Annotated in this window: 1 protein-coding gene; it reads right to left on the reverse strand. The window is 73.0% G+C overall.

Annotated elements, in window-relative coordinates:
• A partial coding sequence (locus tag G6W55_RS37950; RefSeq protein WP_175525099.1) for a beta-ketoacyl reductase occupies positions 1 to 777 on the reverse strand: 777 nt, incomplete at both ends.

A 777-nucleotide genomic window follows, 5' to 3' on the forward strand; every position in this document is an offset into this window, starting at 1 on the left:
ATCACACCGTCGTCCAGCACACCGGCGGTGTGCACCACACCCGTCAGCGCCGGGACCGGCGCCGCCTCCAGGGAGGACAACAGCGCCCGCACCTGCTCACGGTCGGCCACATCACACGCGGCCAGCGTCACACCGACGCCAGAAGCCTCCAGCTCACCACGCAGCGCACCGGCCCCCGGCGCCCGCTCTCCCCGACGGGAGACCAGCACCAGATGCTCCACACCACGCCCGGCCAGCCACCGCGCCACATGACCACCCAGCGCACCCGTACCACCGGTCACCAAAACCGTCCCGCCAGGACGCCACTCCCCGGCACCAGCACCACCAGCCCGCACCAGCCGACGCCCGAAAACCCCCGCCGAACGCACCGCGACCTGATCCTCACCAGCAGCCCCGGACAGCACCGCCGCCAAGCCGTCCCCGACCCGGCCCTCGACCGACTCCGGCAGATCGACCAACCCACCCCAGCGCTCCGGGAACTCCAGGGCAGCCACCCGGCCCAAGCCCCACACACCCGCCTGCACCGAACTCGCCGCCCGATCCGCACCGCCGACACCCACGGCACCCCGGGTCACACACCACAACGGCGCCTCGACCCCGGCATCACCCAACGCCTGCACCAGCTCAAGGGTGAGAGCCAGACCGGCCGAGACCCCACCGCCCACCGCATGCGCCGACTCCTCCAACGCCAGCAACGACACCACCCCGACCGGAGCCACCACACCCCGCAGCACCCCGGCCAACCCAGCCCGATCGACGCCCGGCCCGACCGGAAGC

It is taken from the genome of Streptomyces sp. CAI-85 (genome assembly GCF_013363615.1).
GTDB lineage: Bacteria > Actinomycetota > Actinomycetes > Streptomycetales > Streptomycetaceae > Streptomyces > Streptomyces antibioticus_B.